Origin of the sequence: Anoxybacillus sp. FSL W8-0382 (genome assembly GCF_038003845.1) — a bacterium.
GTDB classification, from domain to species: domain Bacteria; phylum Bacillota; class Bacilli; order Bacillales; family Anoxybacillaceae; genus Anoxybacillus; species Anoxybacillus flavithermus_G.
The window spans coordinates 2,555,752-2,570,228 of record NZ_JBBOPX010000001.1 but is presented as its reverse complement, the minus strand read 5'-3'; the positions used below and the strand labels follow the sequence as shown (position 1 = coordinate 2,570,228).

The following is a 14,477-nucleotide window of genomic DNA, read 5'->3' as shown; positions in this document are numbered from 1 at the left end:
TATGAAAGTAGCAAAATTCGGGGGAAGTTCTGTTGCCAATGCACAGCAATTTCAAAAAGTAGCCAACATCGTCACATCGGATGATGCGCGCAAATTTGTCGTCGTCTCTGCGCCGGGAAAGCGATGCAAAGATGATACGAAGATGACAGATTTATTAATTACGCTTGCAAAAAAAGTAATTGAACATGACATATACGAAGGGGTGCTTGCGCAAGTTGTCGCACGTTATGATGAAATCGTCACCGATTTACATTTATCACGTGACATTTTAGACGTCATTTCGGCAAGCTTACAACAAATGATTGATACGTATCGCGATCAACCAAAGCGCTTGCTTGATGCATTAAAGGCGAGCGGAGAAGATAACAATGCGAAGCTGATGGCACACTACCTTCGTCAGCTCGGTTATGAAGCGCACTATGTCAATCCGAAAGACGCCGGCATTTTCGTCACAGATGAGCCGGGCAATGCACAAATTTTACCTGAGTCATATGAGCAACTGGCAAAATTAAAGGAAAGAAGCGGCATTTTAGTTATCCCAGGCTTTTTCGGCTATTCGCGTTCAGGGCATATCGTCACGTTCCCACGCGGCGGTTCGGATATTACGGGTTCGATCGTTGCGGCAGGAGTTGGCGCTGAACTATACGAAAACTTTACCGATGTCGATTCCATTTATTGCGTCAATCCGTCGATCGTGGAACATCCGTGCCAGCTGAGAGAATTAACATATCGTGAAATGCGTGAATTGTCGTATGCCGGTTTCTCGGTGTTTCACGATGAAGCGCTTGAACCTGTGTATCGCCGTGGCATTCCGGTATGCGTGAAAAATACGAACAACCCGGAAGCGCCGGGGACGATGATCGTCGCAACGAGAGACCATCGCGATCGCCCTGTAGCAGGTATCGCAAGCGATACAGGCTTTTGCAGCATTAACGTCAGCAAATATTTAATGAACCGCGAAATCGGATTTGGGCGCCGTCTACTACAAATTTTAGAAGATGAAGGTATTTCATACGAACATACGCCATCAGGCATTGACAATATGTCGGTCATTTTACGCGAAGAACAATTAGCTGGCGATGTGGAACGCCGCGTACTAGACCGCATTGTGAAAGAATTGCGTGTCGATGAAGTATCGATTGAACGCGATTTAGCGCTTATTATGGTCGTTGGGGAAGGGATGGAGCGGAGCGTCGGTATTGCGGCGAAGGCTACAGCTGCATTTGCCCGCGCCAACGTCAATATTGAAATGATTAACCAAGGTTCCTCAGAAGTAAGCATGATGTTTGGCGTCAAAGCGGATGCGGTTGAAAAAGCGGTGCGCGCCTTATATGAAGTATATTTCTAATCGTATAAAAATGGAATAATCGAACAAAATAACCATAGCACACATAAGGGAGGAAAATACATGCGCGTGCTATGGTTATTTGTTTTTTTAGTTGCCACACCTGTGCAAGCAGCCATTTCCGAAGAGGCGCTACAACAATACGTACAAGACATCGGTTGGACGATGGACGATTTAACGCGCTATTTAGCGAAATGGAATATGACGATCGAAGATTTTTCTTCATTGGAGGCGTTAAAAGAGCAATTAGGCACACCCATCACGCCTGATCGGCTTGATGCCCTATTACAGCGTTATGAAATGACGCAAGAAGAAGCGGAAGCGCTTCTCGGACAATTTGGCGAACAACTGCAACAATATACGTTTATTGAAGATTTAGCATATGCCTTATCGTTTTACCGCGATCGTTACGATACGATGCAAGCGATGACCGATATTTTAGCGACGATTGGACTAACGGAAAACGAAATTCGAGGATTAATTGAACGTACTCCTCTGTCTGCGAAACAAACGCTTGAACGCCTTGACGACCAAATACAAACGCTTGTGCTGCGTGACTTATCCAAACCGCTAACGAAAAAAGAGCGGGAAGCCATGCTCACCTTTTGGAACGAATGGCTGTCGCTGTATCGTCTGCAAGCGAAAGTGTTTGAAGTAAACGAACATGGGCGAAAACCGATTTCGTTTGAACAAATAGAAACAGCGACAGCCCCTGTCGTTATGGAATGGTATGATGAAAGAGGAAATTTCGTAGCCGATTTATATATTCCGTCTGAACGGCTGAATTCGAGCGTGTTGATTGATGCAAGCGAACAACTTGCACACATTGGGAAGATGGCACTTGATTTAGAAAGCGGTTTGCTTGTTGCGCGAATGCCGAAAACTGCTTCTTCGTACGGGATGAACATATTGATCGGTGTCGCTCTACTCTTTGTGAGCTTCGTGTTATGGAAGAAGGGAAAACGATGCGAGCCGTTGCGATAGCATGTTTTCTTTTTAGCGCATCGTTCATTTGGACAAATGCGTTCGGTTGGTATAAAGCGTATGAAGCGGTAAAACGGAGCGACCAACCTACTGTACAACAAGGTGATGTGATCGGCACGCTTTTTATGCCGAAACTAAACATATCCATGCCGATTTATGAAGGATTGCAACAGTTAAATAAAGGGGTGGCGCTCGATGAACGAAGTGCGCTTCCGGGGAAAGGTAATCATACGATTTTAGCAGGGCATCGCGATACGGTATTTCGTCAGCTTGGCGACATTCAACGAGGAGACGAGCTAGTCATTCGCACGAACGATCAAACATGGACGTACGTCGTTCAACATATTCGCATCGTCAAGCCAGATGATAAAACGGTGCTCGTCCCAAAAGCGCATCCGACGCTTACGTTAATTACATGTTATCCGTTTCGCTGGATCGGGGATGCGCCGAATCGATACGTTGTCATTGCCAAACAAAAAGGGGCTGGATAATCAGCCTCTTTTTGTATGCATGTGTTCTTTAAATTGTTGCAGAAGCGTTTCACCGTGTAGTCTACGGTGAACTAAATCTTCAAGCACAACTTCAGCTAAATTCGACCGTTTGACGAGCGTCGCATCCATTAGTACACTCATTCGTTCACTCATTATCGTTATCGAGCGAACGGTCGCACGTACATGGGCAGGATCGTTCGTTTTGCGTGAAATGGTCACAAGCGCATCAAACGTTGCTCCGCTTTCTTTTAACGATGTAAATAGCTCGCGGTATGTTTGCTCGACGTACGCTTCGATCAGCCACTGCTTGTTTTCATCTTCTTTATTGATTATTAACCCATCAATAAGTGGAATATCTTGCTTTTGTTCATGCAATAGTGTGAGGGCAACCAGCTTAAATGTTTTCACCGCATCCACCTCGCAACAGTAGTTGCCTTTATTATATCATATGAAGAATATGTAACAAAAAAAGAAAAGAAAAAGTAAAAATTGAATTTTCGGCTACTTTTTTTGCGAGAAATGGCTGAAAAACGGCGAAAAAATAAAAAAATCGGCTTGAAAATTAAAAAATCGAAATTTTACATCATTTTTGTATTTTTGTATCATATAGACCGAGGAGGTGATAAAAAGCAATTCCTCTCAACTTCCTTCCAAAATGTGTCCTCTTACTGCTCCCTCACAGTTTGGCTAGCATCCTCTCCGCTAGCCTCTTTTTTTCAATTGACCAACTATGGTCGGAGTGGTATGCTAGGGGTAAAAATGAAAGGGGTGAATGAAACGTGGAAAGCCAAGTGTTACAAGCAGTGAAAGAATTGCTTTATGAAGTACGTGAAATGCGTGGGGAAATAGAAAACTTGAAACAAGAGATGCAAAGCTTTAAGCAAGAAATGCGCGCAGAGATGGAAAGCTTCAAGCAAGAAATGCGCGCAGAGATGGAAAGCTTCAAGCAAGAGATGCGCGCAGAAATGGAAAGCTTTAAGCAAGAAATACGCGAAGAAGTAAAAGAACTGCATGTGCGCATCGGAAAGTTAGAAACAAAAGTGGACAAGCTGCATGACAAATTTGAACTGCACGCACAAAAGCAATGGCAAACGGAAGCAGATGTATATCGTTTAAAAAAATTAATCGGCATTGAATAAAGGGCAGAAAACGCCCCTTTTTTATTTCAATGCTTCAATCATTTCATCGATCATCTTTATGACGATCTCTTCCAAACGTTTGCGTTTATGCGTCGGTAATGACTGCAACGCATATAATCGTTTCGCAAGCTCCGGCTGTTCATTGATGTAGCGAATAACGGATAACTGCTCATCGCTCATGTCATTTGTCCCGTATGCCAATCGTACTTCTTGCAATAGTTGTTCATCTGTCGGGTGTTTACCGAGCAAAAAATCAGTGCTGACGAGAAATAAATCACTCATGTCGATAATCGACTGCAAATCAGGAAGCACTTCACCGTTTTCCCATTTACTCACTTTCGAACGAGACACGTTTAATCGCTGTGCCAATTGTTCTTGCGTCCAATCGTGTGCGTTGCGCAAACGCCTAATTTGTTCTCCGATATGTTGTAACATCATCTTCCACCAAATTCCCTTTTTCTTTTTACGATAGAAGAAGAAAGGGGGATTGTTTGTTCTTTTTGAGAACAAACAAACAAAATGTTCGTTTTCAGAACAAAAATAAACAGTCTTTTTGTCGAAAAAAGTTGAATGAATATTCGAAAAATGTAAAAATATACATTGGAAAAACTTGAGGGGGATGATGAATGATGAATATTTATTTTTCCAATTTCATTGTTCATGAAGCGAAAAAAAGAGGGAAAACGTGTGAGGTGCTTATTAAAGAAAAGCCGAATCCTCCATTTTATGAATCTCGCACAATCGAACCCATTCACTTTTCTGACTCACTTCAGTTTATTTCACCGATGAACAAGCGGCCTCTTGAACCGATGCGCTACCGCATGATTACGTGTACAACAAAAGACGATTTATTTTTATTTTTTAAAACGGTAGATGATCAATTAATGATTGTCATTACGTTTTTATTTGGAAAAGGAAAAGTGCAAATATGTGTACGGCGTTGGAATGACCACGAGAAGTGTTACATCCCCGCATCGATGAATGACCTCACAGCTGCTGAAGAACGAGCCATCTTATGTACTTTCCGCTCAGTTTCTATTCGTTCTGGGCAGAAAATTCAATATTGTTTATTTTGAACGTGTGAGGGAAGGGAATATATGCTTGTCAACAAAAAATTTATACCAAAAAAACTAAAAATATGTTTGTTAAACATAAAAAATGATGCTAAAATATAACCATAGTACTATTTCCTTCTGTTTATAATAGAGAGCGGTTGGTGGCCAGAGGCAAAGAAAAAGGGGCTGATGAATTTCATCAGCCCCTTTTTCTTTATAAAGGGATAGGAAAGTATAAAATTTTGGATGCAGGGAGATGTCTAGCTCCAAGTGCTATCGGCTCGAGTCGCTCCGTCCCACACTGCGGCGGCGACAGCCTCCTCGGTGGGACTCGTGCGCTCTTCGCCGATAGGCAAGCACTTTGCGCTTTTCTTATTGTGGAATATAGGCTCGCCATGTAGAGAAATCAACTGTTTCTTTTTGGACGAGTGATTTTGGAAAGATAAACGTCCACGGTTTGCTTGTATTTGCTTTTACTTCCAACTGCAATGTAAACGCTCCGCGTGCAACAATATCTCCTGATGCATCTTCGACAGCTAATGGCATTTGCTCGAATGTAATGTTTTTGTCGCTACCATTGCGAATCAGTAACGTGACGACTAAATCTCCCTCTTCGTTCATGCGGGCTTGCAATCCCATCACGTTCACTTCGCTTTGTTTCGGTGGGGTAAGCGAACGAACGAGTTGCTCGAGTTTTTGTTTATCTTCTTCTTTTAAATGTTGCTCCCAACTTTCTTCTAAATCTAGTCGATGTGGCTTTTTTAATTCAAACGCTAACTTCCATCCTGTTTCTGGAATATGTTCTGTATATAAGTCACTTGTTGTAAATACAAATCGCCACGGGCGACTGCTTTTTGGTGGAATGTCGCCAAGTTCGTGCATTGGAAATATTTTTCGCCCGATTACTTTCCCATCCGGTCCAATTAACAACAGTGGTGTTTGCTCAAAACGAATCGATCGATCCAAACTGTTTCGCACAAACGCTGTAACAACATAACGATCCCCTTCTTTTTTCCATTCAATTCCTGATAGTGATACTTGATTTTTTTTCAATGGCGGCAGTTCGTTATTAACGTATTGAAAATAATATTTTTGTTCGGTCGTTAGCGACATGAGCGGATGAATCGATAATGTCGTATGCACGTCTTCATCTTGTTGTTCACTTGCGCCGTCAAATAATTGCTCTGCTTGAACGGTGCTATCTTCCCCTTGTTTTTTCTTTTTGAAAAATGGAAACATCGTTCCATCTCCTTTCCTCAATTTAAATAAGTAGCTGGGCAAGTTGTTGGGAAGCATCTTTTTCTAAACGATGGTACATAAGTGTAAAGAGTTCCAACCCTTCTTTTGCATATTGGCGAATCGGATCTTCTTGTCCGTAATAGCGCAACCCAATTCCTTCCTTTAATAGTTCCATTGCCTCTAAATGTTTTGTCCAATGAAAGTCGATAAGCGAAAGCAACGCCCGTTGAAGCGCCCATTGTTGTTCTTCGGTGTACGGGCATGAAGAAACGCGCTCTTTCCATGTTTCAACGGCTCGTTGAACGATCGTTTCCACTTCTTGTTGTTCGACCACACCAACTATATCAATTTGTTCGTTTGTGACGATGCGAACTGTTTCTACTAAACGCGCAACATCCCATTCTTCTGGAATGGCATCTTCTGGACACGTATAAGCTATTTCTCTTTCTAAAAACGACGGAACCATGTTGACAACAATGGCTACGACATCATTCGCCTCTAGCACGCGATTGCGCAGCGTATAAATGGTGCGGCGTTGCTCGTTTAGTACGTCATCGAGCTTTAAGTTATATTCGCGCATCGAGAAGTTGCTTCCTTCACAAATGCGCTGTACGCGGTTAACAAATTCATGCACGTCTTTGTTTAACACTTCGCCTTCTTCATTTACACGAAGCGACTTTTTCATTTTCTCCAGCTCCTCTTTGGCGAAGCGGCGAAACATATCATCTTCGAGCGAAATGAAAAATTGCGAACGACCGGGATCACCTTGGCGGCCAGCGCGTCCTTTTAGCTGATTGTCAATGCGGCGGCTTTCGTGGCGCTCTGTACCAAGGACGTATAAACCGCCAAGCTCAGCGACTCCTTCCCCGAGCATAATGTCCGTCCCCCGCCCAGCCATATTTGTCGCAATTGTAATTTGCCCCTTTTGACCAGCACGTGAAATCAGCTCGACTTCTTGCTCAACGCTTTTCGCATTCAGCAATTGGAACGGCAGCCCTTCTTCCGCTAAATATTTCGCCATTTTTTCCGATTGTAAAATGGACGTTGTCCCAATGAGTATCGGTTGTCCTGTCGCATGCACGCGCTTTGCTTCTTTGGCGACTGCTTTATATTTTGCATCGATGGTCGCAAAGACGCGGTCAGGCAAGTCTTGACGGATAACAGGGCGGTTTGTTGGAATTTGTACGACATCCATTCCATACAACGTTTGAAACTCTTTTTCTTCTGTTTTCGCCGTCCCTGTCATGCCGGATAAAATCGGATAAAGACGGAAATAGTTTTGAATCGTAATCGATGCTTGAATTTTGTTTTCTTCGGTTAGTTCGAGACCTTCTTTTGCCTCGATCGCTTGATGAAGCCCGTTGCTTAAACTGCGTCCTTCCATCGGGCGGCCGGTAAACATGTCAATAAGCAATACTTTTCCGTCTTTGACGATATAATCAACATCGCGTGTAAACATGACGTATGCGCGCAACGCTTGAATGACGTAATGATATAACACTTGATGTTCAAGGTCATATAAGTTGTCGATTCCGAATCCTTTTTCAATCTTTTCAATGCCTTGCTCGGTTAAGTTAACGGTTTTTGTTTCTTCATCGTATTCGTAATCTTCATCGCGAACGAAATGTTTCACGATACGGGCGCATAAGTAGCTTAGTTCCGAGCTTACGCCTGTTTTACCCGCGATAATGAGAGGGGTTTTCGCTTCGTCAATTAATACGCTATCGACTTCATCGATAATCGCATAATGAAATGGGCGTTGGACACGATCAGCGACGCTATACACCATATGATCGCGCAAATAGTCAAAGCCAAACTCGTTGCCGACACCGTACGTAATATCGGCGTTGTATGCTGCTTTTTTCTCCTCTAGTGTCATTTGTGGCAAATTTAAGCCAACCGTCAGCCCTAGAAACTCATGAATTTTTCCGATTAAGTCACGGTCACGACGAGCTAAATAGTCGTTGACAGTAATGACGTGCACCCCTTTTCCTTCAAGGGCACGCAAATAACTTGGGGCGGAAGCAACGAGCGTTTTTCCTTCTCCTGTCGCCATTTCTGCGATATTTCCTTCCGCAAGCACAAGACCACCGATGAGTTGAACGTCAAAATGGCGCATGCCCAGTACACGTTTCGATGTCTCTCTCACGGCCGCAAACGCTTCTGCTTGTATATCAAATACCGTTTCGCCACGCTCGAGCCGTTGTTTAAACTCGCTTGTTTTTGCGCGCAGTTCGTCATCTGTCAACGCTTCAAATGTCGGTTCAAGCTCGTTGATACGCGCAACGATTTTGTAGTAGTTTTTAAGTTTTCGTTCATCGCTGTTTACTAGTTTTTTTATGTAAGACAACATGGGGAACCTTCTCCTTCGCTGTAAATCAAATCGTTTCAACGTACAGTATACCATTGTTCTCAAAATGTTTCACGACCCGGAAAATATTTCTTTACTTTTTGTTTGTTAGATGATATTGTGAGTTTATTAGGACAATTTATCAAAATATGAAACTTTTTTTCGTTAATAGCAGGTGTATTTACCTTCCGTGGCGAATACATATGTTACATTCTTGTTACATTCTTGTTACATTCTCTTTAAGGAGGCTTTTTTATGAAAAAATGGAAGAAAACCGCATTATCGATTAGTTTAGCTTCATCACTTATCGTACCAACGTTCGCCCAAGCGTCGACGGAAGCGCCAATCGAACAGTGGAAAAAACAAACGACGACAGCATCGGCTTCACTTGCGTACAAAAAGTTCGAAGATGCACAAAACCAAGTGAGCACCGATACGCTCATCGTAAAGTACAATAAAAAAATTCCAACGGCGGTACATCGTAGTTTAGGAGCGACATTAAAACAGTCGTTTCCGCAACTAGGATATGATGTTGTGACAGTGAAAAAAGGGAAAAGTTTGCAAGAGGTAATGAGAAACTATGCGAAATTAAAAGCCGTCAAAAGCGTGACCCCAAGTTTTACATACAAACGGCTCGGTTCCCTTGATCCGAAAGCAGACCATATGTATTTACTGTCGCTGTTAAATGTGGACAAAGCGATCAAGCTCGCGGGAAAACATAGCGTGACTGTCGCGGTCATTGATACAGGTATGGATACGAAACATCCAGAGTTAAAAGGACACCTCCTTCCTGCTTACAATGCGATGAACCCAGCAGGTGCGCCAATCAAAGACGTGCACGGGACACATGTCGCAGGCATTATCGGTGCCAATGCTAATAACGGTGTTGGGGCGCATGGTGTGAATCCGAACGTAAAAATTTTACCGATTGACGTGTTTGGTGGGGGACTTGGAGCGAACGATTATACGATCGCCCAAGGTATTTTATATGCGATTGAAAAAGGGGCAAAAGTCATTAATATGAGCCTTGGCGGCTATTTTAGCTCACCGATTTTAGAAGAAGCTGTTCAAAAAGCGATTGATGCAGGCATTACCGTCGTTGCCGCAGCAGGAAACGACGCGACCGATATGTATTCCACTCCAGCTGCATATGAAGGTGTCATTAGCGTGGGGGCAACCGACAGCAAAAATAAACTTGCTGAGTTTTCAAACTATGGCCCGTCCGTTGACCTCGTTGCACCGGGGGCGGACGTATATAGCCCGATTTACGACCATGCGAAAGGCTCGTCTTTTGCAGAGCTAAGTGGAACGTCGATGGCATCACCCGTCGTTGCAGGCGTAGCATCGCTTCTTTTATCGAAATATCCGAATTTAAAACCATATCAAGTGGAATGGATTTTAGAGCGCACCGCAACGGATTTAGGTGAAAAAGGATACGACTTAACGTACGGCAACGGCCTAGTCAATCCAGTTGCAGCGCTACAATATAACATAAAAAACGTACCGCAACAAGAAAAATGGAACGATGAAACGATTTTAGCAAAAGCGCCAGTCATTGATGCGAAAGAACTGTATGTGAAACAAGGTTCGTTCACAAAGCCAGAGGAAATGCATTGGGTGAAAGTAAACGTCCAACAAGGTGAAAGCGTGCAAGCGCTATTAGAAGGAGCAGAGACGTACGACTATAAGCTCGTTTTCCGCTTCTATCCTGAAGGAAAAACAACGTCTGAAAAGCCGATTCAAGTGAATGACGGCCGCGCAGGTGAAATGGAAGCGAAACTATTCACAGCAAAACAACCAGGTGTGCTTGCGATCGGAGTCACAGATGCGAACGGCAACTACAATTTACAAGGAAAGTCAACATATACGTTAGCTGTCCAGTCGTTTACAGAACTTGCGGACGATGGCTTGACGAAAGAAAACCCAGCGACGATTGAACAATTACCGTTTTCTTTAGAAAACTTAACGTTCGTTCCAGAAAACAATGAAAGCGACCGCGACTACTTCCAATTTACCGTCGCAGAGCCGACAACCGTGAAGTTTCAACTGTCTCCTGTGCCGGGCATCGACTCTTCTTTACACGTATATGTAGCGGAAGACTTGTATCGTCCAGTCGATCCAGATGCGAAATATGAAGAAATACCGTTCCCGATCGCGTCAGGAAACAACAACGGCGTCGGCAAAGGGGAGACGATGACGTTTGAAGCGCAACCGGGCGTCGAATATGTGCTCGAAGCGTCAAGCGAACCGATGGACGGATTTTATCCAATGGTGCCTGATATGGCAATGTCAAGCAACAAAGTAAAAGAAGCAACCGCTTCAGCAATCCCGTATCAAATAAGCGCCGAGGCGATTACGCTCCCACAAGATGAAGACAGCCTCCCAGCACGTGAACCGATGTCGTCGGAAGAAGGGGCTGTGGAACAAGCCAAAAAAGCGGCCGTCAATATGCGCAAACCAGACGACATCATTACCATTGGCGATGACGGAAGCTGGAGCTACTTTGAAAACAAACAAGTCGCACAAATTAAAGAAAATGCTCTACCTTACAACATCGGCGATCGCGCCGAGGCGTTTATTCAATTTAGCTACGACCAAGATTTTTACAAGTTAACGGTACCGAAAACAGCGATATATCAATTTTCATTCGCAACACCTGACGATATGATGCCGTCAGCCGTTTTGTTTGAATACGATGAGAAAAAAGACGATCTTGTGCCAGTCAACCCGTTCTACCCATTCGATTCGATGACAGGGAAAAAACAATCCGACTGGACGCTCATTCTCGAAGAAGGAAAAACGTATTACATGTCAGTACAAAATGACTACTATCGACCAGTTGCCGATCCGTATGTCATCACATCGAAAAAATTGCTCGACGCACCGACAGATAAAAACGAAAAAAATAACGAACCAATTCAAGCAACCGTTATGAACGTCAATGATGTGAAAAAAGGAAACCTTGTCCTTCCAAACGACAGCGATTACTATTACTACAAACATCAGAAAGCGACCGAACTGTTGACGTTTTATGCAAAACCAAGCAAACAAAACGCATCGCTTCCGAAAGCGTTGCGCGGCACATTAATTCCAATCGTATCTGTTGTTGAAGATACGAACGGAAATATGACGATTGACGAGGACGAATACAATAAAGCTGTCACGTTTTATCCAAACGATCGGAGCCCGTTATACGACGTAAACGGTTCGTTCCGAGCGAAGAAAAATGTCGGATATTTCTTTATCGTCAATCCGCTTATGAGGGATGGATTGTTGCTTCAGTCGTATAACTTTGGTATTCAGTCGCTCAATAAAAAAGATGAAGATGCATCATCTGTCATGAAAAACAATGTGCCGTCCAAACCGCTTTCGCTAAATAAAAAAGGAAATACGTACGAAGCGAAAGGGTATATGAACGTTGTTGATTACGGCGACAAAGACGCATACAAATTCGTCGTTGCAAAAGACGGCACATTTACATTTAAACTCGATGTACCAGGCACGATGGATGGCGTTATCTCCATTTTTGATGCGAAAGGACGGGTCGTTCAAACGTACGACTATTACGGTGATGGCGATGCTGAAATCGGCACGCTATCTTTGAAAAAAGGAACGTACTATGTCGTCGTCGAAGAATCGCTTGCTCGGCCAAACGCCAACCCATATACGCTCTCGATTATAAAAAATAGATGACATAAAGGCTGTCTGTAATTAGGCAGCCTTTATCATTTTCCAGCTACGTGATGTACGAAACCGTGTTAAGATAAATGTAGATTGATAGAATGAGGTGGTCGATATGCGTCGTATGCCGTTCGTCTTGTTTATGTTCGTTTTTTTGTTCTTTTTTCAAACGCCAGCGCATGCCGATGTCGTTGATTTAACGAATAAAGCGAAAGCGCAAGCGTATGAAGATTACTATCCGCTCATTGCGCGCTATAAAGGAACGAGTGGCGTCATATTTGAAAGCTATAGCGTCTATTGGAATGCAACGAAGCTTGCCCAACTTGAGCAAGAGTTATTAAAAAATAAACATGGGACGGAGCTTTCGTTACTCGGAAGCGTAAAAGTTTTCCCAGACTATCCCGCAGGCGAAAGCATGCTCGGACAATATTTTGCGCAATTACAGCGTTATTTCGCGTCGTCCAGCCGACAACAAAAGGATTTAATCGCGGTTCAGCGACGTTACGTGTCCAATACGGAACAATCGGTTCGCTTGTTTCTACACCGCCACTTTTTCCGGACGTCGTTGGGGAGGAATTGCAAGAGGCTGCACAATTATTATCGGAACGAGGGATTATCTCAGGATACCCTGATGGAACGTTTCGTCCAAACGAACGGCTACTCCGCCGCCATGCCGCGCTTATGCCGATTCGTGAACTGAAGTTAACGCTTCCTGAAGGATATGTCGTGAAAGCAAAAGACGTCAAACCGACCGATCCGTGGTATAAAGAGATGGCGATTGCCGAAGCATACGGATTGCTTACAGGATATAACGGAAAGCTATATCCGAACGATTATATTACTCGCGCCCAAATGGCAACGATTTTAACGAGGGTATATGCCGATGTGTACGAACAGCCGAAGACGAATCAACCGTTTGTCGATGTTCCTTTTTCTCACTGGGCGTATGAGCCAATTAATACGCTTTTTTATAATTGAATTACGATCAACAATCCGTATCGCCCGAACGACGTGGTGACACGCGGACAGTTTGCCCTCTTTTTAAAGCGAACGCTCGATAAAAAATAGCGAGGAAGGCTTGTCCTTCCTCGCTATTTTGCATTCATCGCACGATAGAAAAATACTGCAAATTGCGCACGTGTTACTGTCTCTTTCGGACGAAACGTTCCGTCTTCGTAGCCGTTCGCGATGCCTGATGCGACAAGTTTTTCAATCGCATCATACGCCGCATCTGTTTCTTTCACATCGGTAAATGGCACATCCGCCCCACGCTTCAACTTCCATGCTTCCGCAAACCACATCGCTAATTGTTCGCGCGTTAACGGTTCATCGGGTTGAAACGGCTTATTGTTTCTATCGACAATATTTTCTTTCGCAAGGGCGTTCACCGCACCGACAGCCCAATGATCGCTCGGTACGTCAGAAAACGTTTCTTTCCGATTGTTCATGTTGAAGTTAAAGTACGTTGCGATCAGCCCGGCAGCTTCTGCGCGCGTCATCACTTCATCGGGCTTAAAGTAGCTTTTCGCATATCCAAGCACCATTTCTTTTTTACCTAACGCCTCAATTTCTTTACTTGCCCAAAAATCGTTTCCGACATCTTGAAACTGCCCAGCAGCCTGCACGTATGCAAGCACGCGTCTTGCTCCTATGTATCGCTTTTTATAGTAAGAGTCGTCTAATGAGGTGACCGTAATGCCTTTGGATGAGCTCGCGTGAATAAATTGATTACCTCCAATATAAACACCTGCATGCGACGGCCCTTTTTTATACGTCTCAAAAAAGACGAGATCACCGACTCGTAAATCTTCTTTCTTTACTTCGCTTCCTTGTTTATATTGTTCCGCTGTCGTGCGCGCTAACGTCACGCCAAGTCTGCTCATCACATGGCGCGTAAACCCCGAACAATCAAACCCCTTTTCCGAACTTCCACCGAATTGGTACGGCACCCCAACATATTTTTTCGCTAGTGGGATGAGCCGATCGTAGCTTTCGCTTGCATAAGCGAAGGAAGGGAAAAGAAAAAACAAAAGCAATGCTGAAACAAACCGCCTCACCCGTCACACCTCGCTCCGTCATTATTTTTATATTTCGACATTTTTACACAATTCCAAGTGTATCATAAATAGGAGAATCGTAACTTTACAGTTATGTAACAAAAGTTTTTGTCAAAAAGTTACGTAGGGAGGTATT

13 protein-coding genes are annotated in these 14,477 nt (G+C 43.7%); 8 read left to right on the top strand and 5 right to left on the bottom strand.

Annotation, left to right across the window (positions count from 1 at the left end; all coding sequences use genetic code 11):
* Position 1: 1 nt before the first annotated feature.
* Genes NSS60_RS13605 through NSS60_RS13595 form a run of 3 tightly spaced genes read left to right on the top strand, consistent with a single transcriptional unit; the run spans position 2 to position 2,820 of the window.
* Positions 2–1,348: an aspartate kinase gene (locus NSS60_RS13605; protein WP_064214372.1), complete on the top strand. Its 1,347-nt coding sequence runs from the start codon at positions 2–4 to the stop codon at positions 1,346–1,348.
* Positions 1,349–1,408: 60 nt separating this feature from the next.
* The gene (locus NSS60_RS13600) at positions 1,409–2,329 is read left to right on the top strand and encodes a processed acidic surface protein (protein ID WP_004892768.1); all 921 of its coding nucleotides are present in this window, start codon (positions 1,409–1,411) and stop codon (positions 2,327–2,329) included.
* Positions 2,311–2,820, top strand: coding sequence for a class D sortase (locus NSS60_RS13595; protein WP_004892766.1), 510 nt, complete (start codon positions 2,311–2,313; stop codon positions 2,818–2,820). Before NSS60_RS13600 ends, NSS60_RS13595 begins: the two co-directional genes overlap by 19 nt.
* Here NSS60_RS13595 and NSS60_RS13590 read toward each other — a convergent pair whose 3' ends face one another.
* Positions 2,821–3,228 (bottom strand): YwpF-like family protein, encoded by a 408-nt coding sequence (locus NSS60_RS13590; RefSeq protein WP_340720907.1) that lies wholly within the window; start codon positions 3,226–3,228, stop codon positions 2,821–2,823.
* 371 nt (positions 3,229–3,599) lie between these two features.
* Here NSS60_RS13590 and NSS60_RS13585 point away from each other — a divergent pair, with 371 nt between their 5' ends.
* Positions 3,600–3,959, top strand: coding sequence for a DUF1640 domain-containing protein (locus tag NSS60_RS13585; protein ID WP_004892763.1), 360 nt, complete (start codon positions 3,600–3,602; stop codon positions 3,957–3,959).
* Between the two features lie 21 nt (positions 3,960–3,980).
* On the opposite strand, the gene NSS60_RS13580 is transcribed toward NSS60_RS13585, so the two are convergent.
* Complete coding sequence (locus tag NSS60_RS13580; protein ID WP_035019283.1) at positions 3,981–4,394, bottom strand: helix-turn-helix domain-containing protein; 414 nt, start codon at positions 4,392–4,394, stop codon at positions 3,981–3,983.
* Between the two features lie 191 nt (positions 4,395–4,585).
* Here NSS60_RS13580 and NSS60_RS13575 point away from each other — a divergent pair, with 191 nt between their 5' ends.
* Positions 4,586–5,035, top strand: a complete 450-nt coding sequence (locus NSS60_RS13575; RefSeq protein ID WP_004892759.1) for a hypothetical protein — start codon at positions 4,586–4,588, stop codon at positions 5,033–5,035.
* 351 nt (positions 5,036–5,386) lie between these two features.
* Here NSS60_RS13575 and NSS60_RS13570 read toward each other — a convergent pair whose 3' ends face one another.
* Both NSS60_RS13570 and secA2 read right to left on the bottom strand, forming a co-directional pair.
* Positions 5,387–6,253, bottom strand: a complete 867-nt coding sequence (locus tag NSS60_RS13570) for an accessory Sec system S-layer assembly protein (RefSeq protein ID WP_004892754.1) — start codon at positions 6,251–6,253, stop codon at positions 5,387–5,389.
* A 22-nt stretch (positions 6,254–6,275) separates the two neighbouring features.
* Complete coding sequence (gene secA2, locus NSS60_RS13565; protein ID WP_340720906.1) at positions 6,276–8,606, bottom strand: accessory Sec system translocase SecA2; 2,331 nt, start codon at positions 8,604–8,606, stop codon at positions 6,276–6,278.
* Positions 8,607–8,858: 252 nt separating this feature from the next.
* Here secA2 and NSS60_RS13560 point away from each other — a divergent pair, with 252 nt between their 5' ends.
* From NSS60_RS13560 to NSS60_RS13550, 3 genes are all read left to right on the top strand, one after another.
* Positions 8,859–12,296: a S8 family peptidase gene (locus tag NSS60_RS13560; protein WP_340720905.1), complete on the top strand. Its 3,438-nt coding sequence runs from the start codon at positions 8,859–8,861 to the stop codon at positions 12,294–12,296.
* Positions 12,297–12,399: 103 nt separating this feature from the next.
* The gene (locus NSS60_RS13555; RefSeq protein WP_340720964.1) at positions 12,400–12,984 is read left to right on the top strand and encodes a hypothetical protein; all 585 of its coding nucleotides are present in this window, start codon (positions 12,400–12,402) and stop codon (positions 12,982–12,984) included.
* Complete coding sequence (locus NSS60_RS13550; RefSeq protein WP_230456262.1) at positions 12,897–13,262, top strand: S-layer homology domain-containing protein; 366 nt, start codon at positions 12,897–12,899, stop codon at positions 13,260–13,262. Before NSS60_RS13555 ends, NSS60_RS13550 begins: the two co-directional genes overlap by 88 nt.
* Positions 13,263–13,375: 113 nt before the next feature.
* Here NSS60_RS13550 and NSS60_RS13545 read toward each other — a convergent pair whose 3' ends face one another.
* Positions 13,376–14,341 (bottom strand): C40 family peptidase, encoded by a 966-nt coding sequence (locus tag NSS60_RS13545; protein ID WP_340720904.1) that lies wholly within the window; start codon positions 14,339–14,341, stop codon positions 13,376–13,378.
* Between the last annotated feature and the right edge of the window lie 136 nt (positions 14,342–14,477).